This is a genomic window from Burkholderia territorii, from assembly GCF_902833055.1.
Taxonomy (GTDB): Bacteria; Pseudomonadota; Gammaproteobacteria; order Burkholderiales; family Burkholderiaceae; genus Burkholderia; species Burkholderia territorii.
The window spans coordinates 111867-137571 of sequence record NZ_CADFEJ010000004.1; the positions used below are offsets into that span (position 1 = coordinate 111867).

A 25705-nucleotide genomic window follows, 5' to 3' on the forward strand; every position below is an offset into this window, starting at 1 on the left:
GCGCGGCGGCACGGGCCACCGCGCGGGTGATCAGATCAGGCGGTTGTCCGGCAGGCGCTTCGCGATTTCCGCGACGAGCACGTGCGCCAGTTCGTCCTTCGGTGCGCGCGGCAGGCGTGTGAGGCCGGCCGCCTCGAACAGCACGACTTCGTTGTCGTCGCGGCCGAACGTCAGCGGGCCGAGATTGCCGACCAGCAGCGGCACGTTCTTGCGCTTGCGCTTCTCGTCGCCATGCACGTCGAGATCGCCGCTTTCGGCCGCGAAGCCGACGCAGAACGGCGGATCGGGCAGTGCCGCGACAGACGCGAGGATGTCCGGGTTCTCGACGAAGGCGAGCGCCGGCATCTTGCGATCGGCCGTCTTCTTCATCTTGTGCTCGGCTGGCTGGGCGACGCGCCAGTCGGCAACCGCGGCCACCGCGATGAAGATGTCGGCGTCGGACACCGCGTGCATCACCGCGTCGTACATCTGCTGCGCGGTCTGGACGTCCTGGCGGTACACGCCCCACGGCGTGTCGAGCGCGACCGGCCCGGCGACGAGATGCACGTCGGCGCCGGCCTGCTGCGCGGCGCGCGCGAGCGCGAAGCCCATCTTGCCGCTCGAGCGGTTCGTGAGGCCGCGCACCGGATCGAGCGGCTCGAACGTCGGGCCGGCCGTGATCAGCACGCGACGGTGCGCGAGCACCTTCGGCGCGAAGTGCGCGACGATCGCTTCGTAAATCGCTTCGGGTTCGAGCATGCGGCCGTCGCCGACTTCGCCGCATGCCTGCGCGCCGGAATCGGGGCCGAGCACCGACACGCCGTCGGCGCGCAGTTGCGCGGCATTGCGCTGCGTGGCCGGGTTCTGCCACATCTGGCGGTTCATCGCGGGCACGACGAGCAGCGGACAGTCGCGCGCGACGCACAGCGTCGACAGCAAGTCGTCGGCGAACCCGTGCGCGAGCTTCGCGAGGAAGTCCGTCGACGCGGGCGCGATCACGATCGCGTCGGCTTCGCGCGACAGGTCGATGTGCGCCATGTTGTTGTCGATGCGCGCGTCCCACTGGCTCGTGTAGACGGGCCGGCCGGACAGCGCCTGCATCGTGACGGGCGTGATGAACTGCGTGGCGGCGTCGGTCATCGCGACCTGCACGGTCGCGCCTGCCTTCGTCAGCAGCCGGGTGAGCTCGGCGATCTTGTAGCAGGCGATGCCGCCCGTCAGGCCGAGAACGAGGTGTTTTCCTGCGAGTTCTGCGTGTGCCAACTCAGGCCTCCAAGGGTCAAACGGAACGGCCGGCGCGAAGCCGGCCGTCGACACCGAGTATGCGCGCTCAGCGCGAGCCGCGCACGCGACGCAGTTCGTCGTAGATCAGCAGCACCGCACCGATCGTGATCGCGGAATCGGCGAGGTTGAACGCCGGGAAGTGCCAGGCGCCGAGGTGGAAATCGAGAAAGTCGATCACGTGGCCGTAGATCAGCCGGTCGATCACGTTGCCGAGCGCGCCGCCGAGGATCAGCGCGAGCGACAGGCTGAACAGCCGTTGATGGCCGTGGCGGCGCAGCAGGAAGCAGATCACGAGCGTCGCGCCGACGCCGAGCGCGGTGAACGCCCAGCGCTGCCAGCCGCTCGCGGTCGACAGGAAGCCGAACGCGGCGCCGCGGTTGTACACCAGCACGAGGTTGAAGAACGACGTCAGCGCATGCTGCGCGCCGTACGCGAACGTTTTCAGGATCGCGATCTTCGACAGCTGGTCGAACAGGATCACGATCAGCGAAATGCCGAGCCAGGGCGCGAGCGCGCCGCTGGCCGGTTTCGACACAGTCTTCGCCATATTCAAGCAGCGCTCCGGTTTTCGCCGTTTTCAAACAGGTTCGAGAAGCAGCGGCCGCACAGCGTCGGATGATCGGCGTGCGCGCCGACGTCCTCGCGATAGTGCCAGCAGCGTTCGCACTTCTGGTACTTCGACGCCGCGACGTCGACGCTTTCCTGCGCTTCGTCGTCGACCTTCACGACCGTTGCCGCCGACGTGATCAGCACGAACTTCAGGTCGTCGCCGAGGCTCGCGAGTGCGTCGTAGCGCGCGCCGCTCGCATGCACGGCCACTTCGGCCTGCAGCGACGAACCGATGCGGTTCGCGGTGCGTGCCTCCTCGAGCGCTTTCGTCACGTTGCCGCGCACTTCGCGCAGCAGCGCCCACTTGTCGATCAGCGCGGCCGCGCCGGCGACTTCCGGATACGTGTAGTAGGTTTCCGTGAACACGGTGTCGCTGGCCGGCTGGAACACCTTCCACGCTTCTTCCGCGGTGAACGACAGGAACGGCGCGAGCACGCGCAGCAGCCCTTGCGTCAGGTGGTACAGCGCCGTCTGCGCGGAGCGGCGTGCGCGCGAGTCGGGCGCGCTCGTGTACAGGCGGTCCTTCAGCACGTCGAGGTAGAAGCCGCCGAGATCTTCCGAGCAGTACGTCTGCAGCTTCGCGACGACCGGATGGAACTCGTACTTCTCGTAGTGGCCCAGCAGTTCCGCCTGCAGTTGCGTGGAAAACGCGACCGCGTAACGGTCGATCTCGAGCCATTCGTCGACCGGCACCGCGTGCTGCGAGAAGTCGAAGTCCGACAGGTTCGCGAGCAGGAAGCGCAGCGTGTTGCGGATGCGGCGATAGCCTTCCGTCACGCGCTTCAGGATTTCCTCGGAGATCGCCAGTTCGCCCGAATAGTCGGTCGACGCGATCCACAGGCGGATGATTTCCGCGCCGAGACGGTTCGCGACTTCATGCGGGTCGATGCCGTTGCCGAGCGACTTGCTCATCTTGCGGCCTTCGCCATCGACCGTGAAGCCGTGCGTGAGCAGGCCCTTGTACGGCGCGCGGCCGTCGATCATCGACGCGGTCAGCAGCGACGAGTGGAACCAGCCGCGGTGCTGGTCCGAGCCTTCGAGGTACAGGTCGGCCGGGAACTGCAGCTGATCCTTGTGCGAGCCGCGCAGCACGTGCCAGTGCGTCGTGCCCGAGTCGAACCACACGTCGAGCGTGTCGCGGTTCTTTTCGTACAGGTTCGCGTCGTCGCCGATCAGCTCGCGCGGGTCGAGCGTCTGCCACGCCTCGATGCCCGACTGCTCGACGCGTTTCGCGACTTCCTCGAGCAGCTCGAGCGTGCGCGGGTGCAGCTCGCCGGTTTCCTTGTGCACGAAGAACGCCATCGGCACGCCCCACTGGCGCTGGCGCGACAGCGTCCAGTCCGGGCGGTTCGCGATCATGCTGAACAGGCGCTGCTTGCCCCACGACGGGTAGAACGCGGTCGCCTCGATGCCTTCGAGCGCGGTTTCGCGCAGCGTCTTGCCGCCTTCGCGCGGCGTCACGTCCATGCCGGCGAACCACTGCGACGTCGCGCGGTAGATGATCGGCGTCTTGTGGCGCCAGCAGTGCATGTAGCTGTGCTTGTAGTGCTCGCTGCGCAGCAGCGAGCCGGCCTCGCGCAGCGCGTCGACGACCTTCGGGTTCGCGTCCCAGATCGACAGGCCGCCGAACAGCGGCAGCGATTCGATGTAGCGGCCGTCGCCCATCACCGGGTTGATGATGTCCGAGTCGGTCATCCCGTGCGCCTTGCACGACTGGAAGTCCTCGATGCCGTAGGCGGGCGACGAGTGCACGACGCCGGTACCGGTGTCGGTCGTCACGTAGTCGCCGAGGTAGACGGGCGCGGTGCGCTTGTAGCCGGGGTGGGCCGACGCGAGCGGGTGGTGGAAGCGCAGGTTCGCGAGCTTCACGCCCGGCGTGGTCGCGATGACGCGGCCCGTCAGCTTGAAGTCGGTCATGCAGGCTTCGACGCGTTCTTCCGCGATGATCAGCAGCCCGCGCTCGGTGTCGACCAGCGCGTAGACGATTTCCGGATGGAGGTTCAGCGCCTGGTTGGCGGGGATCGTCCACGGCGTGGTGGTCCAGATCACGATGCCGCCGTCGGCGCGCGGCAGCGCCGGCAGGCCGAACGCCTGCGCGGTCTTTTCCGGTTCCGCGAACGCGAACATCACGTCGATCGTCGGGTCGGTACGGTCCTTGTACTCGACTTCCGCCTCGGCGAGCGCCGAGCCGCAGTCGAAGCACCAGTTCACCGGCTTCAGCCCGCGATACACGTAGCCCTTCTCGATGATCTTGCCGAGCGCGCGGATCTCTTCCGCCTCGTTCACGAAGTTCATCGTCTTGTACGGGTTCGCCCAGTCGCCGAGCACGCCGAGGCGCTTGAAGCCGACCTTCTGCTTCTCGATCTGCTCGGTCGCGTATGCGCGCGCCTTGCTCATCACTTCGGCCGCCGGCAGCGACTTGCCGAACTGCTTCTCGATCTGGATCTCGATCGGCATCCCGTGGCAATCCCAGCCCGGCACGTACGGCGCGTCGAAGCCGGCCATGTTGCGCGACTTGACGACGATGTCCTTCAGGATCTTGTTGACCGCGTGACCGAGGTGGATGTCGCCGTTCGCATACGGGGGGCCGTCGTGCAGGATGAACTTCGGCCGGCCCTTGCTGGCTGCGCGGACCTTCTCGTAGATGCCGCGCTCTTCCCATTCCTTGACCCACTGCGGCTCGCGCTTGGGCAGGTCGCCGCGCATCGGGAACGGCGTGTCGAGCAGGTTGACCGGATACTTGGCCTGCGGTTTCGAATCGGCTTTCTTGTTGCTCATGATGGGATCGCTATCTAAATCGGGGGACGCTCGTGCGTCGTGAATCGGGGATGCGCGCGTGTGGGCGGCGCGACGGGGCGGCGCGCGGCGCCGCCGGCCGGATCAGCTAATTCGGTCGGTCGCCGACGTCGAGAAGCCGGTCGCGCGGCTGCCCGGCGCGCGCTCGCGCTCGATGAAGTACGCGCGCGCGTTCGCGACGTCCAGCGCGATCGCGCGCGACAGCGCCTCGAGATCGTCGAACTTCGCCTCGTCGCGCAGCTTCTTCAGGAATTCGACGCGGATGAGCTTGCCGTACGCGTTGCCGTGCCAGTCGAGCAGATGGACTTCGAGCAGCACGCGGCCGGAATCGTCGACGGTCGGGCGCAGCCCGAGGCTCGCGACGCCCGGCAGCGGGGCAGGGCCGAGGCCGTGCACCTGCACGACGAAGATGCCCTTGAGCGCCGGCCGCTTGTGCGCGATCGGCAGGTTCAGGGTCGGGAAGCCGAGGTCGCGGCCGAGCTTGAGCCCGTGTGCGACGTGGCCGCTGATCGCGTAGCCGTGGCCGAGCGCCTGCGCGGCCGCGTCGAGATCGCCCGCGGTGAGCGCGGCGCGCACGCCGGAGCTGGAGATGCGCGTGCCGTCGCTGCCGGCGACCGTGCCCATCTGCTCGACCTCGAAGCCGTATTGCTCGCCGGCCGCCTTCAGCGTGTCGAAGGTGCCCGCGCGCTTCGCGCCGTAGCAGAAATCGTCGCCGACCATCATCCAGCGCGTGTGCAGCCCGCCGACCAGCGTGCGTTCGACGAACGCCTGCGGCGACTGGCTCGCGAACGTGTGGTTGAAGTGCTCGACGACGACGCGGTCGACCCCGTGTTCGCGCAGCGCCTCCAGCTTGTCGCGCAGCATCGCGATGCGCGGCGGCGCGCCGGCCGGGTTGAAGAATTCACGCGGATGCGGCTCGAAGGTCATCACGCACACGGGCAGGCCGCGCGCGTCCGCTGCCGCGCGCACGCGCGCGAGCAGGGCCTGGTGGCCGCGATGGACACCGTCGAAGTTGCCGATCGTCAGCGCGCACGGCGCGCGGCTCTCGGCGTTGGGCAGGCCGCGGAAGACTTTCACGATAGCGGATGCAGCGTCGGGGAATGGGCGGTGGGATGCCGCAAAGCAGAAGATTATAAACGTTCGGGCGGCCCGGCGGCCGAGAAGGCGGGAAACGCGGGGGCGAATGGTAAAATTCGCGGATGAAAAAACTCGTGATCCTGATTTCCGGTCGCGGCAGCAACATGGAGGCCATCGTCCGCGCGTGCGCGCAGGAACGCTGGCCGGCCGAGGTCGCCGCCGTGATCGCCAACCGGCCCGACGCGGCCGGCCTGGCCTTTGCCGCATCGCACGGGGTGGCGACCGCGGTGGTCGACCATCGGTCGTTCGACAGCCGCGACAGCTTCGACGCGGCGCTCGCCGCCGAGATCGACCGCTTCGCGCCCGATCTCGTCGTGCTCGCCGGCTTCATGCGCATCCTCACGCCCGAATTCGTCAGACGATACGAGGGCCGGCTGCTGAACATCCACCCGTCGCTGCTGCCGAGCTTCAAGGGCATCCACACGCACCAGCAGGCGCTGGATGCCGGCGTCGCGCTGCATGGCGCGAGCGTGCATTTCGTGATTCCCGAACTCGACAGCGGTGCGATCGTCGCGCAGGGCGCCGTGCCCGTGCGTGCCGGCGATGACGCGGCCGCGCTTGCGCAGCGCGTGCTGACGGTCGAGCACGTGCTGTATCCGCGTGCGGTGCGGTGGTTCGTCGAGGGGCGCCTGCGCCTCGAGAACGGCCGGGCAGTGGTGGCGCCGGAAGAGGCGCGCTGGATTTTCGCGGATCAACCGCATACCGAAACGAGCGAGGGCGTATGAAGCTGCACGGATTCCTGATTGGCCAGACCGAGACCTTGCTCGCCGAGGTGCTGAAGTTCGCGGGCCCCGCCGACGCGACGACGAGCCGGTTCTTCCGCGCGCATCCGAAGCTCGGCCATGCCGAGCGCGGCGTGATCGCCGAGGCGGTGTTCGCGGTGCTGCGCCGGAAGATGGAGTTTTCGCACCTTGCCGAAAGCGGCACGGGCAGCCCCGCACGGCGCCTGACGCTGCTCGGCCTGATGCAGACGCTCGGCCGCAATGCGCTGAAGCCGTTCGTGTCCGACACCGAGGCCGCGTGGCTCGAGCACGTGTCGAAGATCGATCCGGCGAGCCTGCCGGTGCGCGTGCGCACGAACCTGCCTGACTGGATCTACCAGGCGCTGTCGGCCCGTTTCGACGCCGAGGAGCTCGCGCAGCTCGCCGCGGCGCTGAACTATCCGGCGCCGCTCGACCTGCGCGCCAACGTGCAGAAGGCGACGCGCGAGCAGGTGATCGATGCGCTGCGCGCGAACGGCATCGATGCGGGCGAGACGCCGTTCGCGCCGCACGGCGTGCGCGTGGTCGGCAAGCCGGCGCTCACGCGCCTGAAGTTGTTCGAGGAAGGCCAGATCGAGGTGCAGGACGAAGGCAGCCAGCTGCTGTGCTCGCTGGTCGCGCCGCGTCGCGGCGAGATGGTCGTCGATTTCTGCGCGGGGGCCGGCGGCAAGACGCTCGCGCTCGGCGCGATGATGCGCTCGACCGGGCGCCTGTATGCGTTCGACGTGTCGGAAAAGCGTCTCGCGAAGCTGAAGCCGCGCCTCGCGCGCAGCGGGCTGTCGAACGTGAATCCGGTGCTGATCGACAGCGAGCACGACGCGAAGATCAAGCGGCTCGCCGGCAAGATCGACCGCGTGCTGGTCGACGCGCCGTGCAGCGGGCTCGGCACGCTGCGCCGCAACCCCGATCTCAAGTGGCGCCAGACGCGCACGTCGATCGAGGAGCTCACGCCGAAGCAGGCGTCGATCCTTGCGAGCGCCGCGCGTCTCGTGAAGAAGGGCGGCCGGCTCGTCTACGCGACCTGCAGCGTGCTCGACGCGGAGAACGAAGCGATCGTCGAGCAGTTCCTGGCCGACCATCCGGACTTCGCGCTGGTGCCGGCGCAGAAGGTGCTGGCCGACCAGCGCATCGCGCTCGAGACCGGCGACTACCTGTCGCTGTGGCCGCACCGCCATGCGACCGACGGCTTCTTCGCCGCGGTCCTCGAACGGCGCGCGCAGTAACGGCAGCCGGGACCAACGATGGAGAATTTGCAGAGCCGCCTGCTGTCGCACCGGCTGGCGTCGGTGATCCGGGATTTCCACCAGCCCGTGATGATCTGGCAGGCGGCGATCCTGGTCGGCGCATTGTGCTTCGCATGGGTTGCCGCGCGCTTCGTTCATGGCCGCATCGATGCGCGGCGCCGGGCGGCCGGCCGCGCGCCCGGCGCAGGCGCGCAAAGCCTGAAGCGTGCGTTGTTTCCGCTGTTCGGCGGCGTCTTCGTGGGGATCGCGCAGCTCGCGTTCGATCCGTTCATGTCGACGTCGCTGCTGTCGCTCGCGCTCGTGCCGCTGTTCGGCATCGGGCTCATCTACGTGCTGTTCTTTTTCGCGCGGCGCGTATTCGCGCGCGACGGGCACACGCATGCGTGGCTGTCGATCGTCGAGAAGATCGTGTCGACCGTCGTGTGGGTCGCGATGGTGCTGACCGTGCTCGGTATCCAGCGCGACGTGCTCGGCTGGCTCGACAGCGTGCAATTCCGCGTCGCGAATGCCCACCTGACTTTGCTGTCGGTGATTTCGGGCGCGCTGTGGGTATGCGTGACGCTGATGGTCGCGATGTGGCTCGGCTCGGTCCTCGAGGATCGCCTCACGCGCGCGACCACGCTCGACGCGAACCTGAAGGTCGTGCTGTCGCGGGTCGGCCGCGCGCTGCTCGTGTTCGCGGCGATCCTGATCGGGCTGTCGCTCGTCGGCATCGATGTGACGGTGCTCGGCGTGTTCGGCGGCGCGGTGGGCGTCGGCCTCGGCTTCGGGCTGCAGAAGATCGCCAGCAACTACGTATCGGGCTTCATCATCCTGCTCGACCGCTCGCTGCGGCTCGGCGACGCGATCAGCGTCGGCGGGCTGCAGGGCGTCGTCACGCAGATTCGCACGCGTTATACGGTCGTGCGCGGCCTCGACGGCAACGAGACGCTGATCCCGAACGAGAAACTGATCACCGACGTCGTGCAGAACCAGTCGTCGTACCTCACGCGCGGCTACGCGAAGGTGGCCGTGCAGGTTGCCTATACGAGCGACGTCGAGCAGGCGCTGGCGGTGCTCGCGGAAGCCGCGAACGGCGTGCCGCGCGTGCTCGCGGAGCCGGCGCCGACCCCGTACCTGGTCGGCTTCGGCGCGGACGGGATCGATCTGGAGCTCGGCTTCTGGATCGAGGATGCGGCGAAAGGCACGTCGGGCGTGCGTTCGTCGGTGAACCGCAACATCTGGCGGCTGTTCGCCGAACATGGAATTTCCATTCCGTTCCCGCAGCGCGAGGTGCGCGTGGTCGGCCTGCCGGACGGCCTGGCCGCGACCGGCGCGGTGGCCGGCGGCGTGCCCGTGGCGGCGGGCGGCGATGCGATGGACGGGCGCGCGTCGGCCGCGTAGATGCAACCTGGACGAAGCGGGCGGCCGAAACCGGATCGACAGGCCTTCCCGGTCCGCCGATGGACTGTCCGCGTTGCGTCAAGACAAGAAAATATTCATTTTTTACAAAGACTTGGAACGGTTGAAGTAAAATTCCGGTCTACACGCGGTATGCTTTCATTTTTATGACGTCGGCCTGCGCCGGCATCGCTCTCACCACAGGTAACTGCCTTGTTGAATTCCCTGCTCGATTTTCTTTCCCACGGGCTCCTGCGTTTTTCGTGGTGGCAGGTCGCGTTGTTCGCGCTCGCCGTCACGCACGTCACGATCATCGGCGTGACGGTCTACCTGCACCGCTGCCAGGCGCACCGCGCGCTGGAGCTGCATCCGATCGCAAGTCATTTCTTCCGTGCCTGGTTGTGGATGACGACCGGCATGCTGACCGGCCAGTGGGCCGCGATCCATCGCAAGCACCACGCGAAGTGCGAAACCGAGGAAGATCCGCACAGTCCGCAGACGCGCGGCATCTGGAAGGTGTTCCTCGAAGGCGCCGAGCTGTATCGCGCGGAGGCGAGGAACGAGGAAACGATGCGCAAGTTCAGTCACGGCACGCCGAATGACTGGATCGAGCGCAATCTCTACTCGAAGTACCCGATCCTCGGCGTGAGCCTGATGATGGTGATCGACGTCGCGCTGTTCGGCGTGCTCGGCCTGACCGTGTGGGCCGTGCAGATGGTCTGGATTCCGTTCTGGGCAGCGGGTGTCGTGAACGGTTTCGGCCACTTCTGGGGCTACCGCAACTTCAACTCGGCCGACGCGAGCACGAACCTGTTTCCGTGGGGCATCGTGATCGGCGGCGAAGAGCTGCACAACAACCATCACACGTTCGCGACGTCGGCGAAGCTGTCGAACAAGTGGTACGAATTCGACATCGGCTGGATGTACATCCGCATCATGTCGGCATTCGGTCTCGCGAAGGTGAAGAAGGTCGCGCCGACGCCGCGTCTGAACAAGCCGAAGACGGTGCTCGACCAGGAAACGCTGCAGGCCGTGCTGTCGAACCGCTACGAAGTGATGGCGCGCTACGGCAAGGCCGTGAAGCGCGCGTATCGCCAGGAGCTCGCGCACCTGAAGGAACTCGGTTCGAGCGAGAAGTACCAGCTGATGCGCAGCGCGCGCAAGTGGTTCCACAAGGACGCAGACGGCCTCGACGAGCCGCAGAAGAAGCTGCTGCCCGAGATCTTCGCGAACAGCCAGAAGCTGCATACGTACTTCCAGCTGCGCCAGGATCTGGCCGCGATCTGGGATCGTTCGACCGCGTCGCGCGAACAGCTGCTCGCGCAATTGCAGGATTGGTGCCACCGCGCGGAACAAAGCGGCATCAAGGCGCTACAGGAATTTGCGACACGCCTGCGTCGCTACGCCTGATTCGAAATCGATTAGAATCTCAGGACGTCACAAACCCCGCGTTGGCGGGGTTTTTTCATTTGGGCGGCCGGTTTTCCAGAGACAACCGGACGCGCCGGAATTCGTGTGAGGTTTGGGGCCGCGCCGACGTGGCGCCCCGGGCAAGCGGAGAGGATCGGCCCGAGCATGCGCTGGAGCGATGATTCCGGGCTACCGCGAAGCATGGGACCAGAGTAAGTGGTAAAGCGCTAACTCTGGGCTACCGCGAAGCATGGGACCAGAGTAAGTGGTAAAGCGCTAACTCTGGGCTACCGCGAAGCATGGGACCAGAGTAACCGCTAAAGCGCTAACTCTGGTCGACCGCGAAGCATGGGACCAGAGTAAGCGCTGAAGCGCTAACTCTGGTCGACAGGAGATATGGAGATGCAATCGACGATCAAATCCGTCGAGTACGACCGGCCAGTCTCGGCCGGGACCGTCTGCGGCGTGGGCCAGGCATGGGCCAAGGTGCCCGAAGCACCGTCCGCCGAAGAACGCGCCGCGCTGAAGGCACGCATCAAGGCGCTGCTCGCGCGTGAAAAGGCCGTGCTCGTCGCTCACTACTACGTGGATGCCGAGCTGCAGGAGCTGGCCGACGAAACCGGCGGCTGCGTCGCCGATTCGCTCGAAATGGCCCGCTTCGGCCGCGACCACGACGCGCAGACGCTCGTCGTCGCCGGCGTGCGCTTCATGGGCGAAACCGCGAAGATCCTGAGCCCCGGCAAACGCGTTCTGATGCCCGATCTCGACGCGACCTGCTCGCTCGATCTCGGCTGCCCGGTCGACGAATTCTCCGCGTTCTGCGATGCGCATCCCGACCGCACCGTCGTCGTCTATGCGAACACCAGCGCCGCCGTGAAGGCGCGCGCCGACTGGATGGTCACGTCGTCGATCGGCCTCGAGATCGTCGCCGACCTGCACGCGCGCGGCGAGAAGATCATCTGGGCACCCGATCGCCATCTCGGCAGCTACATCCAGAAGAAAACCGGCGCCGACATGCTGCTGTGGCAGGGCTCGTGCCTCGTCCACGACGAATTCAAGGGCATCGAGCTCGACCTGCTGCGCGCCGAGTATCCGGACGCGAAGGTGCTCGTGCATCCCGAGTCGCCGGAAAGCGTCGTCGCGCAGGCGGACGTCGTCGGCTCGACGACGCAGCTGATCGACGCCGCCGTGAAGTTCGACGCGACGCACTTCATCGTCGCGACCGACCTCGGCATCCTGCACAAGATGCAGCTCGCCGCACCCGGCAAGACCTTCATCGCCGCGCCGACGGCCGGCAACAGCGCGACCTGCAAGAGCTGCGCCCATTGCCCGTGGATGGCGATGAACGGCCTCGCGAACCTCGCCGACGTGCTCGAGCGCGGTCACAACGAGATCTTCGTCGATCCCGCGATCGGCGTGCGCGCGCGCGTGCCGATCGACCGGATGCTGGATTTCGCAGCGGCGCACAAGAAGCGCGTGCAGGCGAGCGGCGATCTGCAGCGGGATCAGCAACTGTTCGCGAACGTGGGGGCGGCATGACAAGCGCAGTCTCTCCGCTGTTCGAAGCCGTGCGCGCCCAATACGGCGCGGCATTCGACGAAGCGATCGCGCGCAACGTCGCCGATGCGATCGCCGAAGACGTCGGCACCGGCGATCAGACCGGGCGGCTCGTGCCGGCCGGCGAGCGGCGCCGTGCGCGCATCATCGTGCGAGAGGAAGCGGTGTTGTGCGGCGTGCCGTGGTTCGAGGCCGTCGTCGCGCGCATCGATCCGTCGATCGTCGTGCAGTGGCGGTATCGCGAAGGCGACCGGATGACACCGGATTCGACGGTCTGCGAGCTCGAAGGGCCGGCGCGTGCACTGCTGACGGCCGAGCGCAACGGGCTGAATTTCCTGCAACTGCTGTCGGGTGTCGCGAGCGCGACGCGTCGTTACGTCGATCGCGTCGAAGGCACGCGCGCGAAGATCCTCGATACGCGCAAGACACTGCCGGGCTTGCGGCTCGCGCAGAAGTACGCGGTGCGGGTCGGCGGCGGCGAGAACCAGCGTCTCGCGCTGTACGACGGCATCCTGATCAAGGAAAACCATATCGCGGCGGCCGGCGGTGTCGGCGAAGCGCTCGATGCGGCGTTCGCGCTCGGTGCCGGCGTGCCGGTGCAGATCGAAGTCGAGACGCTCGCGCAGCTCGACACGGCGCTCGCGCACGGCGCGCAGTCGGTGCTGCTCGACAACTTCACGCTCGACATGATGCGCGAAGCGGTGCGCGTCGCTTCCGGCAAGGCCGTGCTGGAAGTGTCGGGCGGCGTCAATTTCGATACGGTACGCACGTTCGCGGAGACGGGCGTGGACCGCATTTCGATCGGCGCGCTGACGAAGGACGTGCGCGCGACCGACTATTCGATGCGGATCATCGACTGACCGGGCGATAGGCCGTTTGACGAGAAAAGCCGCTGGCGCGCAAACGCCAGCGGCTTTTTCGTGGGCCGCAACCCCGGAAGGGCGCGCCGCTCAGCGGCGCGAGCGCGGTGTGAGCACGCTCGGCAGCGCCTTCGGCAGCGTGTGCGGCCAGTCGCGGCTGTAGTGCAGCCCGCGGCTTTCGCGGCGCGAGTACGCGCTCTTCACGATTAGCGTCGCGACGTCGACGAGATTGCGCAGTTCGAGCAGGTCGCGCGTCACGCGGAAGTTCGCGTAGTACTCGTGGATCTCGTCGCGCAGCAGCGACAACCGGTGCTTCGCGCGCTCAAGGCGCTTGTCGGTACGCACGATGCCGACGTAGTTCCACATCAGCCGGCGCAGTTCGTCCCAGTTGTGCGCGACGACGACTTCCTCGTCCGCATCCGACACACGGCTTTCGTCCCATGCGGGTAGCGTGCCCGGCGTTTCTGCGTCGAAGCCGGCCGCCTCGATTGCCTCGGCCGCCGCACGGCCGATCACGAGGCATTCGAGCAGCGAGTTGCTCGCGAGCCGGTTCGCGCCGTGCAGCCCCGTGTACGACGTTTCGCCGACCGCATACAGTCCCGCGAGGTCGGTGCGCCCCGCGAGGTCGGTGACGACGCCGCCGCACGTGTAGTGCGCGGCCGGCACGACCGGGATCGGCTGCTTCGCGATGTCGATGCCGAATTCGAGGCAGCGCGCGTGGATCGTCGGGAAGTGCTCGCGCAGGAATGCTTCCGGCTGGTGGCTGATGTCGAGATATACGCAATCGATCCCGTGCTTCTTGATTTCGAAGTCGATCGCGCGCGCGACGATGTCGCGGGGCGCGAGTTCCGCGCGCGGGTCGTGCGCGGGCATGAAGCGCGTGCCGTCCGGTAGCTTTAGCAGGCCGCCTTCGCCGCGCACGGCTTCCGAAATCAGGAACGATTTCGCGTACGGATGGAACAGGCAGGTCGGATGGAACTGGATGAATTCCATGTTCGACACGCGGCACCCCGCGCGCCACGCCATCGCGATGCCGTCACCGGTCGCGGTGTCGGGGTTGGTCGTGTAGAGGTAGACCTTGCCGGCGCCGCCGGTCGCGAGCACCGTGTGCGGCGCCTCGATCGTGATCGTTCGATCGTTGTCGACGTCGAGCGCATACAGGCCGTGGCAGCGGCGGCCGGGCAGTCCGAGCCGGTCCGACGTGATCAGGTCGATCGCATGATGGTTTTCGAAGAACGTGATGTTCGGATGCTGGCGCGCGCGATCGGACAGCGTCGCGAGCACCGCATGGCCGGTCGCGTCGGCCGCGTGGATGATGCGGCGGTGACTGTGGCCGCCTTCGCGCGTCAGATGGAAACCGAGCTCGGCCGCGTCGTCCTTCGTGAACGGCACGCCCTGCGAGATCAGCCATTCGATCGCTTCGCGCCCATGCTCGACGATGTAGCGCGTCGCGCCTTCGTCGCACAGCCCGCCGCCGGCGACCAGCGTGTCACCGACGTGGTTCTCGATGCTGTCCGCCGAATCGAGGACGGCCGCGATGCCGCCTTGCGCGTAATCGCTTGCCCCCTCCATCATCGAACGTTTCGCGATCAGCGCGACACGTCGCGTGCTGGCCAGGTTCAGTGCGACCGACAGCCCTGCCAGGCCGCTGCCGACGATCGCCACGTCGAATTTCATGCTGCATCTCCATCGTTACGCTTTGGTTCTTGTGCGTTCCGTCGGCCGTGGCCGCGGAAAGGGGAGAGCATACCGCGTCGGGCCCGTGCGTGCGCGCAAAACAAAAAGCCCCGCATGTGCGGGGCTTTTCGGTCGCCGTCAGGCTTGCAGAAACCGGAGATTACTTGATCTTGGTTTCTTTGTATTCCACATGCTTGCGGACGACGGGATCGAACTTCTTGATCGCCATCTTTTCCGGCATGTTGCGCTTGTTCTTCGTGGTCGTGTAGAAGTGACCCGTACCAGCGGTCGACTCGAGCTTGATCTTGTCGCGTGCGCCTTTTGCCATGATTGTGCTCCTTGGGCTTAGGCTTCGCCGCGTGCGCGCAGGTCAGCGAGCACGGAATCGATGCCGTTCTTGTCGATCAGGCGCAGGCCGGCGTTCGAGACGCGCAGGCGCACCCAGCGGTTTTCGCTCTCCACCCAGAACCGGCGGTTTTGCAGGTTCGGCAGGAAGCGGCGCTTCGTCTTGTTGTTTGCGTGGGAAACGTTGTTGCCGCTCATCGGCGCTTTCCCAGTTACTTGGCATACGCGTGCCATGAGAGCACTCCTAATACGCTAAATTCGGGGTTCGATCGCCGATGAAGGTTCCATCGTACCGCCACGTGATCCATGGCCGCACTCAGAACGCCAAAGCCTGTACAGACAAGGCCCTTCGATGGCTAGAACTGGTTGGAAAAAAGACAGACGACGATTCTAGCAGAAAAAGTTCAGAAAAATCAAACCCAATTTCGCCTCGTCGTTGCGGCGCACCCGGGGCGGGTCGCCGGGCCACAGTCTACAGCCAACCGGCGCGTGCGAACGAAAATGTATCGTCGCTGCCGACGACGACGTGATCGAGCAGCTTCGCGTCGACGAGCGTAAGCGCTTCGTGCAGCATGCGTGTCAGGCGGCGATCCTCCGCGCTCGGCTGCACCGCGCCGGACGGATGATTGTGCGCGATGATCAGCGCCGCGGCATTGAGCATGAGCGCGCGCCGCACGATTTCGCGCGGGTAGACGACCATCCGCGTCAGCGAGCCGCGCGCGCTCTCTTCCACGTCGATCAGGCCGTGACGGGCATCCAGGTACAGCGTGACGAAAACCTCGTGCGCCCGTGTGCCGATCCTGAGCCGCAGATAATCCTCGACCGCGCCTGGCGAGCCGATCTGCATTCGCTTGCGGGCTTTCTCGGCCAGCGCGCGCCGCACGATCTCGGTCACCGCGATCAGCACCGCCGAGCGGGCGGGGCCGATGCCCGGATGCATGGCGAACGCGTCGGGCTGCGCGTCGAGCATGTCGCGCAGCGAATCGCCGAAACGTGCGAGCAGCGCGCGGGCGCTGGCGAACACGTCGTGGCCGCCGCCGCCCGTGCCGAGCAGCAACGCGACGAGTTCCGCGTCGGTGAGCGCGGCCGGGCCGCGCTCCAGCAACCGCTCGCGCGGCAGATGGGATTTCCAGTTTCGCGGGCGGCGCTTGCGCGACGGCCCGGCTGCGTCTATGCGGCGGGCCGCGGCAACCGTTGCATCGGCCGTGTCGCGACATTCGGTCGCCGCGGCGGCGGGACAGGGGGACAGCATGATCCAGAACTCCATTGGCGGCGGGCATGAGCGCGATGTCGTCGCACTTTCAGCCTTGCGCGCTCAGGTGACTTACAATATTGGCTTTGCGCCGGGCCTTTCGGCCAGTTCGGGCGCCGACGAACACGAGTCATTCATGAGCATCATCGATCTATCCGAAGTGAAGCCCGGTTCCCATGTGACGCTGCATTACCGGCTTGCACTGGCCGACGGCGCCGACATCGTCAACACCTTCTCCGACAAGCCCGCCACGCTGCTGCTCGGCGCCGGCCAACTGGCGCCCTCGCTGGAACAGATTCTGATCGGGCTCAAGGTGGGTGACCATTCGACTTATCAGCTAACGCCCGAGCAAGGGTTCGGTCCCCGCAATCCCGACATGCTCCAGCGCGTGACGTTGTCGACGCTGCGCGAGAACGGGATGCTCGGCGAGGATTTCACGCCGGGCGACCTGATCGAATTCAACGCGCCGGACGGCGGCCGCTATGCAGGGGTGCTGAAGGAAGTCAGCGAAACCTCGGCGCTGTTCGACTTCAATCATCCGCTCGCGGGCCAAGCGCTCACGTTCGAAGTGAAAATCATCGGAATCCTGTAATCATGAGCACCACCGATACGCTGTCCGGGCAGACCGTCGCCGCCGATGCCGAAATCCTGCTGGCCCAGCCGCGTGGCTTCTGCGCGGGCGTCGATCGCGCGATCGAGATCGTCGAGCGCGCAATCGCGATGCACGGGGCGCCGATCTACGTGCGCCACGAGATCGTCCACAACAAGTACGTGGTCGAGGACCTGAAGAAGAAAGGCGCGATCTTCGTCGAGGAACTCGAGGAAGTACCGGCCGGCAACACCGTGATCTTCAGTGCGCACGGCGTGTCGAAGGCCGTGCGCGACGAGGCCGACGTGCGCGGGTTGCGCATTTACGACGCAACCTGCCCGCTCGTCACGAAGGTACACGTCGAAGTGGCGAAGATGCGCCAGGACGGCGTCGACATCGTGATGATCGGCCACAAGGGCCACCCGGAAGTCGAAGGCACGATGGGGCAGGTCGAGCGCGGCATGCATCTCGTCGAAAGCGTCGAGGACGTGCAGAAGCTCGAGCTCGCCGATCCCGAGCGCATCGCGCTCGTCACGCAGACGACGCTGTCCGTCGACGACGCCGCCGAGATCATCGGCGCGCTGAAGGCGAAGTATCCGAAGATTCGCGAACCGAAGAAGCAGGACATCTGCTACGCGACGCAAAACCGCCAGGACGCGGTGAAGTTCATGGCGCCGCAGTGCGACGTCGTGATCGTCGTCGGCAGCCCGAACAGCTCGAATTCGAGCCGTCTGCGCGAAGTGGCGGAGAAGCGCGGCGTGGCCGCATACATGGTCGATGCACCCGAGCAGATCGATCCGGCATGGGTCGCCGGCAAGCGCCGCATCGGCGTGACGGCCGGCGCATCGGCGCCGGAAGTGCTCGCCCAGGCCGTGATCGCGCGGCTGCGTGAGCTCGGCGTGCGCAACGTCCGCGCACTCGACGGCATCGAGGAAAACGTGTCGTTTCCGCTGCCGCGCGGGCTGAACCTGCCGCCTGCCGCCTGATTGCCGCATCGCACCCGAGGTACTCCAAAGCGCGCCGCTTGGCGCGCTTTTTTTTGCGCTGCGAAAATGACATCGCAACCATTGTTCACATCAATGGTGCAACCGGGTTGCTATCGATGCGCGCAGCCGTTTCTCAAAATTGGTTGCAATGCAGGAAAACCCCATCGAATCAGGATTATTGGCGTCCTATAAATGGAGTTACAATGCGCCCGTTTTCAGGCCGGAATGGCTTTGAAATCGGGTTTTGGCAAGGCGCGGGAGACCTACTCGATGCATGTGAAGTTGGCTTACGCCATGTCCGTCACCGCACCGGTTGCAATGCTTGCCGGCTGCAGCAAAAAGAGCGACGACGAGGCGGGCAGGGACGCTGCGGCACGCGCGGTACCGGCAGTCAGCAACATGCGTGCTGCCGGAACCGGTCGTGCGGCGCCGTCGGTGTGCCGCATTGCGCAATGGGACTGTGACAAGGACAACGGGGCACGTTTGACGATCGAGGAATTCAACGCGCAGGGCTCGAAGATCGGCATGCATTCCGCACGGCGCGCAGCACATGCCGGCGGCGCTGCCATCGACCGGGCGACGGGCACGCCGATTGCCCGGCAGCGAGCCGCGCAACGTGATGCGGCAATGACGGGGCGCGCCGAGCGACGGACGCCCGGATTTCGGGGCAACGCGGGCGACGTGCAGATGTCGGCGACCCTTCATTTCGATTCGACGAAACAGCGTATCGCCGCGACCCATCGCGTCGCGGCAGGCGGCCTGCTTCGTTTCGATGATTCCGATGCAGTCCTGACGAAAGTCGGGCGCAGCCTGCGCGATGCCGGTTCGGGCGCCGCGCGGGTGGCGACGCACGGCCCGCTTGCCGCGCAGGCGACGGCGTCCGGCATCGGAGCACAAATCCTTGGCGACAACGGCATGTGCGCCGCCAAGGTGGTCGAGCCCGCGGGCGACGCGGCGCGGAACCTGATCTGCCCGGAGGCGGGGTTCGCCCCGGCCCGGACGGAAAAAGGCATGGCGTTCGGGAAACCGGACACCGGCCGTTGCGGCACGCTGCCCTACGACTTCAAGGAGGCCAAGTACACCGTCCTCGATGTCGTGACGATTTAGCGACGGGACTCACGATGGCACCGGAACAGTGCGGTGCCGTTTCTGTATCCGCTCCGGCGGCAGGTCCGGCCGTACAGGCCGGGCGGCGCGCGCCGGGACGATCCACCCTTACCGGTATCGACTAGTACCCGCAGTGTCGCCGAGAAGGCGCGATTCCTCGCTTACCCGCGGGGCGCAACGTCCTCCGGCAGCATGGGCCAAGGAGCTTTAAATGGATATTTTCATCCAGCAGATCCTCAACGGGCTGGTGCTCGGCAGTGTGTACGCCATCATCGCGTTGGGTTACACGATGGTGTACGGCATTCTCGGCATCATCAACTTCGCGCACGGCGACGTGCTGATGATCGGCGCGATGGTCGCCCTGTCGGCGATCACCGTGCTGCAGAACCATTTCCCCGAACTCGGCAACGTCGCGACGCTGACGATCGGTCTTGGCATCGCGGCGGTCGTCTGCGCGTGCGTGGGCTACACGATCGAGCGGGTCGCGTACCGGCCGCTGCGCCGCGCGCCGCGTCTCGCCCCGCTGATCACCGCGATCGGCGTGTCGATCCTGCTGCAGACGGCCGCGATGATCATCTGGTCGCGCAACCCGCTGCCGTTCCCGCAACTGCTGCCGACCGATCCGATCAACGTGATCAAGGCGACCGACACGACGCCCGGCGCCGTGATCTCGGTGACTGAAATCGTGATCATCGCGGTGGCGTTCATCGTGATGGCCGGCCTCCTGCTGCTCGTGCACAAGACCAAGCTCGGCCGTGCAATGCGTGCGATCGCCGAAAGCCCGAACACCGCGAGCCTGATGGGCGTGAACCCGAACTTCGTGATTTCGGCGACGTTCATGATCGGCTCCGCGCTCGCCGCGCTGGCCGGCGTGATGATCGCGTCCGAATACGGCAACGTGCACTTCTACATGGGCTTCATCCCCGGCATGAAGGCGTTCACGGCGGCGGTGCTCGGCGGGATCGGCAACCTCGGCGGCGCGATGGTCGGCGGCGTGGTGCTCGGCCTGATCGAGCAGCTCGGCGCGGGCTACATCGGCAACCTCACGGGCGGCGTATTCGGCAGTAACTACCAGGACGTGTTCGCATTCATCGTGCTGATCATCGTGCTGGTGTTCCGTCCGTCGGGCCTGCTGGGCGAACGTGTCGCGGACCGCGCGTAACGGAAGGGGAGCAAACAACATGACATCCATTCAACCGATCGAATCCTCGACGTCGCTCGTCGAAGAGCGCAACACGACCAAGACGGTCATCATCGGCATCCTGACCGCGGCGTTCGTGATCGCGGCGCCGATCATCATCGGCTCGGCGGGCGGCAACTACTGGGTCCGCGTGCTCGACTTCGCGATGCTGTACGTGATGCTCGCGCTCGGCCTGAACGTGGTGGTCGGCTTCGCCGGCCTGCTCGACCTCGGCTACATCGCGTTTTACGCGGTGGGCGCGTACACGGCGGCACTGCTGAGCTCGCCGCACCTGACCTCGCAGTTCGAGTGGATCGCGGCGCTCGCGCCGAACGGCCTGCACATCCCGTTCCTGATCATCGTGCCGATCGCGATGGCGCTCGCGGCGACCTTCGGGATTCTGCTGGGCGCGCCGACGCTGCGCCTGCGCGGCGACTACCTGGCGATCGTGACGCTCGGCTTTGGTGAAATCGTCCGGATCTTCATGAACAACCTCGACCGTCCGGTGAACATCACCAACGGCCCGAAGGGGATCACGGGCATCGATCCGGTGCACGTCGGCGGCTTCAACCTGTCGCAGACGCATTCGATCTTCGGCTTCCAGCTGCCGTCGGTGTACATGTACTACTACCTGTTCGTGCTCTGCGCGCTGCTGGTGATCTGGGTCTGTACGCGCCTGCAGCACTCGCGTATCGGCCGTGCATGGGCCGCGATCCGCGAAGACGAAATCGCCGCGAAGGCGATGGGCATCAACACCCGTAACGTGAAGCTGCTCGCGTTCGCGATGGGCGCGTCGTTCGGCGGCCTGTCGGGTGCGATGTTCGGTGCGTTCCAGGGCTTCGTGTCGCCCGAGTCGTTCACGTTCTGGGAATCGATCGTCGTGCTCGCGTGCGTGGTGCTCGGCGGCATGGGCCACATCCCCGGCGTGATCCTCGGCGCGGTGCTGCTCGCGATCTTCCCGGAATTCCTGCGCTCGACGATGAGCCCGCTGCAGCACGCGCTGTTCGGCCATGACATCGTCGATACCGAAGTGATCCGTCAGGCGCTGTACGGCCTCGCGATGGTGATCATCATGCTGTATCGCTCGGAAGGCCTGTGGCCGGCGCCGAAGCATGAGGACAAGATCGCGAAACTGGCGAAGCGCAACAGCAAGAAGCCGGTGCGCGCTTAACCAACGGACAAGGGGATATCACACATGAGCGACAAGCAAATCCGACTGTCCGTCAAAGGCGTGAACAAGCGCTTCGGCGGCTTGCAGGCACTGTCCGACGTCGGCCTCGAGATCAAGGAAGGCGAGATCTACGGCCTGATCGGCCCGAACGGCGCCGGCAAGACGACGTTCTTCAACGTGATCACGGGCCTTTACACGCCGGACTCCGGCGAGTTCAAGCTCGACGGCACGGAATACAAGCCGACCGCGGTGCACCAGGTTGCGAAGACGGGCATCGCGCGCACGTTCCAGAACATTCGCCTGTTCGGCGGGATGACCGCACTCGAAAACGTGATGGTGGGCCGCCACGTGCGCACCAAGCACGGGCTGCTGGGCGCGGTGTTCCAGACGCCGGCCGAACGCCAGGAAGAGCGCGAGATCAAGGAACGCGCGATCGAGCTGCTCGAATACGTCGGCGTGCTGCAGTACGCGGACTACACGTCGCGCAACCTGTCGTACGGTCACCAGCGCCGGCTGGAAATCGCCCGGGCGCTTGCGACCGACCCGAAGCTGCTCGCGCTCGACGAGCCGGCGGCCGGGATGAACGCGACCGAGAAGGTCGAACTCACGCGCCTGCTCGACAAGATCCGCTCGGACGGCCGCACGATCCTGCTGATCGAGCACGACGTGAAGCTCGTGATGGGATTGTGCAACCGGATGACGGTGCTCGATTACGGCAAGGTGATCGCCGAGGGTCTGCCGCAGGACGTGCAGAAGAATCCGAAGGTGATTGAGGCATATCTCGGCGCAGGGGTGCACTGATGGCAGCGGCAATGTTGAAAATCAAGGGCTTGCAGGTCAACTACGGCGGCATTCAGGCCGTCAAGGGTGTTGACATGGAAGTCCGTCAGGGCGAACTCGTGACGCTGATCGGCGCGAACGGTGCCGGCAAGACCACGACGATGAAGGCGATCACCGGCCTGAAGCCGTACTCGGCGGGCGACATCGAGTACGACGGCAAGTCGATCAAAGGCATCCCGCCGCACGAGCTGCTCAAGCGCGGCCTCGCGATGGTGCCGGAAGGCCGCGGGATCTTCGCGCGGATGTCGATCGTCGAGAACATGCAGATGGGCGCGTACCTGCGCAGCGACAAGGAGCAGATCAAGAAGGACGTCGACCGGATGTTCGGCTTCTTCCCACGCCTGAAGGAGCGTGCGACGCAGCTCGCGGGCACGCTGTCGGGCGGCGAGCAGCAGATGCTGGCGATGTCGCGCGCGATTCTGTCGAAGCCGAAGTTGCTGCTGCTCGACGAGCCGTCGATGGGCCTGTCGCCGATCATGGTCGAGAAGATCTTCGAAGTGGTGCGCGAGATCTCGAAGGAGGGCATCACGGTGCTGCTGGTCGAGCAGAACGCGCGCCTCGCGCTGCAGGCGGCCGACCGCGGTTACGTGATGGACTCGGGCACGGTCACGATGGAAGGTGACGCGAAGCAGATGCTCGACGATCCGAAGGTGCGGGCCGCGTATCTGGGCGAATGAGCGGGCCGGCGCGGCGCGGCGGCGGATGCCGGCGTGCCGCGCAAGGGCTTTCGAAAAGCTGTCACGGGATGCCGTGGCAGCTTTTTTTTCGTGCGGCGCGCGCGGCGACGAACTGTGCGTGCGGATGCGACTCCATGCATTCAGCGGTGACGCCGACCATGCGGCGCGGGACCCGGGAGCGGAGCGTCCGAAACCGGCCGTCCGCGACCGGCCGTCCGAAACCGGCCGTCCGCAACCGCTCGTCCGCAAACCGACACGCGGGCTGCGTAGCATGGTCGATCCATCGGGACACGGAGGGCACGAATGAGTCTGGACTACGGTTTCGTGAAGGCGAAGGTGACGTCGGTGGCGCGGCTGAAGGGCTCCCCGCACGGCAGCGAAATCCAGTATCACATCCACCTGACGCTCGCATTGCCGACCGGCGACTGGGACGTCGCGATCAACGTCGGCACCAACGACGCGGACGACCTGCTCAACTACAAGCTCGTCTACGATTTCCATCATCCCATCACGGCGACGCTCGCGGCCGCGGCCGAAGGCTACACCGATCTCACCGGACACACCGCGCTGCCCGCGCTCGACTATCTGCGCAGCGACATCCTGAACGAGACGGGCGCATGGCGCGCCAGCGCGGTGATGGACGGCACCGAGAACGCGGAGCCGATTCCGTCGCTGCTGCGGCTCGTCAACGCCGCGCAGTCGCAGGGGCTCGACGTCGTCGTGTTCGGCCGCACGTATTCGGAAGGCAACGGCATCCACGACACGCACATGAACCAGGGCTCGACGGGCCCGAACTACCTGCACCGCGCGGGCGACGACCACAACGATCACAACGACGTCTGGCAGGACGGCGCGCTGATCGTGCGCGTGAGCGACACGCAGTGGGCCGCGTATTTCGCGGCGTTCGAGCAGCAGGCCGTGCCGACCGACGCGCTCGGCAATCCGCTGCCGGACGCGGGGCCGATCACGCGCTGATGGAGGGTGCTGCCGGCGGCGTCAGGCGGCCGGCAGCGTCTTGCCGAACGAGATGCGTTCCTCGACGCGATAGCCGAGTGCCGCATAGAAGCGGCATGCGTCGTCGTTGCCGGGCAGCACCTGCAGATTGACTTTCAGGCAGCCGCGCGCGGCGAGCGCGCGTTCCGCATGCGCGATCAGCGCGCGGCCGATGCCGAGTCGCCGTGCATCGTTCGACACGCCGAACGAGTAGAGCCAGCCGCGATGTCCGTCGAAACCCGCCATCAGCGTGCCGACGACCCGCGCGCCGCTGGTCGCGACGAAGAACAGCTCCGGCTGCGTCGCGAGCTTCAGCTCGATCGATCGCAACGGATCGCGGTGCGGCGGCGCGCCGGGCTCGTCGTACTGCGGGAACGCGTCGCGCCAGACCGCGAGCACGGCATCGGTGTCGGCCCGTTCGAACGGGCGGATAGCGACAGCATCGGCGGCGGCGTCCATCGCGGCGGTCTCCTTAGAGCGTGTCGAGAACCGACCGCAGCATCGCCATCATCTGGTCGATTTCCTCGGTCGTGACGTTCAGCGCGGGCATGAAGCGCAGCAGGTTCGGGCGCGCCGCGTTCAGCAGCAGGCCGTCGGGCTGCATGTCGCGCGCCTTCTCGACGATCTGCGGGCCGATGTCCTTGCCGAGCAGCAGCGCGCGCAGCAACCCTTCGCCGCGCTCGCCTTCGAAGCCGCGCTCCTCCGACAGTTCGAGCAACCTGCGCTTCAGGTATTCGCCACGCGCACGCACCCCTTCGAGGAAACCGGGCGCGACGAGTTGCGAGATCACCGAATGGCCGACTGCCGTCATCAGCGGGTTGCCGTTGTACGTGCCGCCCTGGTCGCCGGCCTCGAACACCGCGACGTCTGCCTTCGACAGCAGCGCGCCGAGCGGTGCGCCGCCGCCGATGCCCTTCGCGAGCGTCATGATGTCCGGTTCGATGCCGGACAGCTCATACGCGAACAGCGTGCCCGCCCGGCCGCAGCCGCTCTGCACTTCGTCGACGATCAGCAGCAGGTCGTGCTGCTTCGTCAGCGCGCGCAGCGCCTGCATGAACTCGCGCGTTGCCGGAATCACGCCGCCTTCGCCCTGGATCGGCTCGAGCATCACCGCGACGGTCTTGTCGGTGATCAGTTTCTCCACCGAGTTGATGTCGTTCAGCTCGGCCTTCGGGAATCCCGGCACCTGCGGTGCGTAGAGCGTGTCCCAGCCCGGCTTGCCGCTGGCCGACATCGTCGCGAGCGTGCGGCCGTGGAAGCTGTGGTCGAACGTGATGATCTCGTACGCGCCGTTCTTGAACTTGCGGCCCCACTTGCGCGCGAGCTTGATCGCGCCTTCGTTCGCTTCCGCGCCGCTGTTCGTGAAGAACACCTTGTCGAACACGCTGTGCTGCGTGAGCAGGCCCGCGAGCTTCGCCATCGGTTCGTTGTAGAACGCGGGCGACGGGTTCAGCAGCTTCTCGGCCTGCGTCTTCAGCGCTTCGACGATGCCGTCGTTGCAGTGGCCGAGGCTGTTGACGGCCCAGCCCTGGATGAAGTCCAGATAGCGCTTGCCCGTGTGATCGTAGAGCCACGAACCCTTGCCGTGCGTAAACACGATGTCGGGGCGGTTCGTGATGTACATCAGCGAGTCGATCGGGTAATCGTTCATGGGCATGGCAGCAGACTCCAGCGGGCGGTGAAAGGGAAACGGGCAATAAAAAAGCCACGGAAGGCCGTGGCTGGTAGGTCGAACAGCTTGTGCGTAACCGGTGAAGCGGAGGAGGGTTACGCGCGAGTCCGTGACGAGCCGGCGGCATCCGGGCGGAGCGGCGAGCGGCGACGTCGGAGAGCGGACAGGAAGCGGTTCATGTGCGCAAGCATAAGGCATC

Annotated in this window: 24 protein-coding genes; 14 read left to right on the plus strand and 10 right to left on the minus strand. The window is 66.2% G+C overall.

The annotated features are described in order from the left end of the window. Positions 1 to 30: 30 nt before the first annotated feature. The 4 genes from coaBC to HW466_RS10355 form a co-directional block, all read right to left on the minus strand. Positions 31 to 1242 (minus strand): bifunctional phosphopantothenoylcysteine decarboxylase/phosphopantothenate--cysteine ligase CoaBC, encoded by a 1212-nt coding sequence (coaBC, locus tag HW466_RS10340; protein ID WP_059508160.1) that lies wholly within the window; start codon positions 1240 to 1242, stop codon positions 31 to 33. A 67-nt stretch (positions 1243 to 1309) separates the two neighbouring features. Next, on the minus strand, positions 1310 to 1810 hold the full coding sequence (lspA, locus tag HW466_RS10345; protein WP_059508161.1) for a signal peptidase II: 501 nt from the start codon (positions 1808 to 1810) through the stop codon (positions 1310 to 1312). 2 nt (positions 1811 to 1812) lie between these two features. Continuing rightward, a complete protein-coding gene (gene ileS / locus HW466_RS10350) occupies positions 1813 to 4650 on the minus strand; it encodes an isoleucine--tRNA ligase (protein WP_151004805.1) in 2838 nt (945 codons plus the stop codon). A gap of 102 nt (positions 4651 to 4752) precedes the next feature. Further along, complete coding sequence (locus HW466_RS10355; protein WP_059450932.1) at positions 4753 to 5745, minus strand: bifunctional riboflavin kinase/FAD synthetase; 993 nt, start codon at positions 5743 to 5745, stop codon at positions 4753 to 4755. 122 nt (positions 5746 to 5867) lie between these two features. Here HW466_RS10355 and purN point away from each other — a divergent pair, with 122 nt between their 5' ends. From purN to nadC, 6 genes are all read left to right on the plus strand, one after another. Further along, positions 5868 to 6530 carry a phosphoribosylglycinamide formyltransferase gene (gene purN, locus HW466_RS10360; RefSeq protein ID WP_059450933.1) on the plus strand — a complete coding sequence of 221 codons (663 nt, stop codon included), beginning with the start codon at positions 5868 to 5870 and terminating at the stop codon, positions 6528 to 6530. Continuing rightward, positions 6527 to 7789, plus strand: coding sequence for an RsmB/NOP family class I SAM-dependent RNA methyltransferase (locus HW466_RS10365; protein WP_151006319.1), 1263 nt, complete (start codon positions 6527 to 6529; stop codon positions 7787 to 7789). Before purN ends, HW466_RS10365 begins: the two co-directional genes overlap by 4 nt. An 18-nt stretch (positions 7790 to 7807) precedes the next feature. After that, the gene (locus HW466_RS10370) at positions 7808 to 9193 is read left to right on the plus strand and encodes a mechanosensitive ion channel family protein (protein WP_174905834.1); all 1386 of its coding nucleotides are present in this window, start codon (positions 7808 to 7810) and stop codon (positions 9191 to 9193) included. A 210-nt stretch (positions 9194 to 9403) separates the two neighbouring features. Continuing rightward, positions 9404 to 10600, plus strand: coding sequence for a DesA family fatty acid desaturase (locus HW466_RS10375; protein WP_151004270.1), 1197 nt, complete (start codon positions 9404 to 9406; stop codon positions 10598 to 10600). A 402-nt stretch (positions 10601 to 11002) separates the two neighbouring features. Beyond that, positions 11003 to 12139 (plus strand): quinolinate synthase NadA, encoded by a 1137-nt coding sequence (nadA, locus tag HW466_RS10380; RefSeq protein WP_059451029.1) that lies wholly within the window; start codon positions 11003 to 11005, stop codon positions 12137 to 12139. After that, positions 12136 to 13017 carry a carboxylating nicotinate-nucleotide diphosphorylase gene (gene nadC / locus HW466_RS10385; protein WP_059450937.1) on the plus strand — a complete coding sequence of 294 codons (882 nt, stop codon included), beginning with the start codon at positions 12136 to 12138 and terminating at the stop codon, positions 13015 to 13017. Before nadA ends, nadC begins: the two co-directional genes overlap by 4 nt. Positions 13018 to 13107: 90 nt before the next feature. Here the strand turns inward: nadC and nadB are convergent, their stop codons facing one another. From nadB to radC, 4 genes are all read right to left on the minus strand, one after another. Further along, positions 13108 to 14694: an L-aspartate oxidase gene (gene nadB / locus HW466_RS10390; protein WP_059450938.1), complete on the minus strand. Its 1587-nt coding sequence runs from the start codon at positions 14692 to 14694 to the stop codon at positions 13108 to 13110. A gap of 160 nt (positions 14695 to 14854) precedes the next feature. Beyond that, positions 14855 to 15022, minus strand: coding sequence for a 50S ribosomal protein L33 (rpmG, locus tag HW466_RS10395; protein ID WP_006478046.1), 168 nt, complete (start codon positions 15020 to 15022; stop codon positions 14855 to 14857). A 17-nt stretch (positions 15023 to 15039) separates the two neighbouring features. Beyond that, positions 15040 to 15273: a 50S ribosomal protein L28 gene (gene rpmB / locus HW466_RS10400; RefSeq protein ID WP_004186391.1), complete on the minus strand. Its 234-nt coding sequence runs from the start codon at positions 15271 to 15273 to the stop codon at positions 15040 to 15042. 238 nt (positions 15274 to 15511) lie between these two features. Continuing rightward, positions 15512 to 16291, minus strand: coding sequence for a RadC family protein (radC, locus tag HW466_RS10405; RefSeq protein ID WP_059769717.1), 780 nt, complete (start codon positions 16289 to 16291; stop codon positions 15512 to 15514). Positions 16292 to 16427: 136 nt separating this feature from the next. Between radC and HW466_RS10410 the strand changes: the two genes are divergently transcribed. The 8 genes from HW466_RS10410 (at position 16428) to HW466_RS10445 (ending at position 23816) form a co-directional block, all read left to right on the plus strand. Further along, complete coding sequence (locus HW466_RS10410; protein WP_151004273.1) at positions 16428 to 16883, plus strand: FKBP-type peptidyl-prolyl cis-trans isomerase; 456 nt, start codon at positions 16428 to 16430, stop codon at positions 16881 to 16883. Positions 16884 to 16885: 2 nt separating this feature from the next. Then, positions 16886 to 17866, plus strand: a complete 981-nt coding sequence (ispH, locus tag HW466_RS10415) for a 4-hydroxy-3-methylbut-2-enyl diphosphate reductase (protein ID WP_057926066.1) — start codon at positions 16886 to 16888, stop codon at positions 17864 to 17866. Positions 17867 to 18136: 270 nt separating this feature from the next. Next, positions 18137 to 18973, plus strand: a complete 837-nt coding sequence (locus HW466_RS10420; RefSeq protein WP_151004268.1) for a type 1 periplasmic-binding domain-containing protein — start codon at positions 18137 to 18139, stop codon at positions 18971 to 18973. A 211-nt stretch (positions 18974 to 19184) separates the two neighbouring features. Next, positions 19185 to 20135: a branched-chain amino acid ABC transporter permease gene (locus tag HW466_RS10425; protein WP_059450941.1), complete on the plus strand. Its 951-nt coding sequence runs from the start codon at positions 19185 to 19187 to the stop codon at positions 20133 to 20135. A gap of 19 nt (positions 20136 to 20154) precedes the next feature. Then, positions 20155 to 21324, plus strand: coding sequence for an ABC transporter permease subunit (locus HW466_RS10430; protein ID WP_059450942.1), 1170 nt, complete (start codon positions 20155 to 20157; stop codon positions 21322 to 21324). 24 nt (positions 21325 to 21348) lie between these two features. Continuing rightward, a complete protein-coding gene (locus HW466_RS10435; protein WP_011352945.1) occupies positions 21349 to 22125 on the plus strand; it encodes an ABC transporter ATP-binding protein in 777 nt (258 codons plus the stop codon). After that, positions 22125 to 22841, plus strand: coding sequence for an ABC transporter ATP-binding protein (locus HW466_RS10440; protein ID WP_059508166.1), 717 nt, complete (start codon positions 22125 to 22127; stop codon positions 22839 to 22841). Before HW466_RS10435 ends, HW466_RS10440 begins: the two co-directional genes overlap by 1 nt. A 303-nt stretch (positions 22842 to 23144) precedes the next feature. After that, positions 23145 to 23816 carry a DUF2278 family protein gene (locus HW466_RS10445; protein ID WP_059945329.1) on the plus strand — a complete coding sequence of 224 codons (672 nt, stop codon included), beginning with the start codon at positions 23145 to 23147 and terminating at the stop codon, positions 23814 to 23816. 21 nt (positions 23817 to 23837) lie between these two features. Here the strand turns inward: HW466_RS10445 and HW466_RS10450 are convergent, their stop codons facing one another. Both HW466_RS10450 and HW466_RS10455 read right to left on the minus strand, forming a co-directional pair. After that, positions 23838 to 24293 carry a GNAT family acetyltransferase gene (locus HW466_RS10450; RefSeq protein ID WP_059450945.1) on the minus strand — a complete coding sequence of 152 codons (456 nt, stop codon included), beginning with the start codon at positions 24291 to 24293 and terminating at the stop codon, positions 23838 to 23840. 13 nt (positions 24294 to 24306) lie between these two features. Beyond that, complete coding sequence (locus HW466_RS10455) at positions 24307 to 25491, minus strand: acetylornithine transaminase (protein ID WP_059450946.1); 1185 nt, start codon at positions 25489 to 25491, stop codon at positions 24307 to 24309. Positions 25492 to 25705 lie beyond the last annotated feature (214 nt).